This window comes from Cobetia sp. UCD-24C (assembly GCF_001306765.1).
GTDB classification, from domain to species: Bacteria; Pseudomonadota; Gammaproteobacteria; order Pseudomonadales; family Halomonadaceae; genus Cobetia; species Cobetia amphilecti.
Genome location: NZ_LJTD01000028.1, coordinates 1 through 1,101, shown reverse-complemented (window position 1 = coordinate 1,101; position 1,101 = coordinate 1). Strand labels below are relative to the sequence as shown.

Annotated in this window: 1 rRNA gene; it reads left to right on the top strand. The window is 51.7% G+C overall.

The window, feature by feature from the left end:
- Nucleotides 1–80 precede the first annotated feature (80 nt).
- Nucleotides 81–196 (top strand): 5S ribosomal RNA (gene rrf / locus AOG28_RS17390).
- Nucleotides 197–1,101: the final 905 nt, after the last annotated feature.

Genomic DNA, 1,101 nt, shown 5'->3' with positions numbered 1-1,101 from the left:
TATCGGTCAGCATGATTCATATTGCGAGTCGCGAGGCCACAAGCCTCGAGACTCAGGCATCGCAAGATGCCACCGTTTCGCCTGACGACCATAGCGAGCGTGAACCACCCGATCCCATGCCGAACTCGGAAGTGAAACCGCTTAGCGCCGATGGTAGTGTGGAGTTTCTCCATGTGAGAGTAGGTCATCGTCAGGCACTTATACCGAACCGCCCCTGTAGCCTTGCTACAGGGGCGGTTCTCTTTGTGATGAGAAAAAGTTGTGCTCAGGAACAATTTACGCAGGAAGTCCTGGATGCGAAATAGCTGTGGGCGAGAGATAAGCTTTCCCTGGCTGTGCAAGAAGAAAGTCTTTGGCTCATCATCGTGCTGTGATGGTTCTGTCATTGACGAAAAATGATGTGCGCTTTTTCTTTATGCCTGGTTTTGCCAAGAAACGCCCCTGCAGCTTTTGTTGTGGGGGCGTTTTTTGTGCGGCTTAAGGCACCTCGCATGGGTCTGTCGGCGTCGGAGTTCATCAGAGGGATGCTCATTTCCATCATGTCTGGGTCGGGAGTGGTGTCATTCAGGATGTTTTTTTATGCGCAAGACCGTGTTTTTTGCGTGCGCCGCCAGGTGAAGAAAAGGGTGCTAAAAACGAGCCTTGTTACCAGAGATCGCCTGGCTGGAGTGCTCCGGGTGCCAGAATCAGGGGTGTGAAGGCGAAATCTGGCCTGATCTTCAAAAAGCCCTTGCCCTCACGGTGGTTCGTGCGTAAAGTACGCATCCGCTGCCGGGGACGCATGGCGTTACCAGCGGTGAAAGAGGTTTGCAGGTGATTGTTTTACTTGATTTTTTTGAAGCCCGCTTCGAATTCATCGATTGACAATCCCGGGCGATTCGCTAGAATACGCCGCACTCCTTACGGAACAGGTGATCGAGCAACGCTCCTCACCGCTTGATGATGCTTAGAGGCAGTCGACTGACTCATCATCAAGTGCTTGACTTCTCAAGCGTTCCGGGTAGAATATGCCTCCTCGCTTAACAGCGACGCTCTTTAAAAATATGATCAGGTAATTCGTGTGAGCGCTTGCCGATGAGTGGTGACAAGGTCACCAAATAT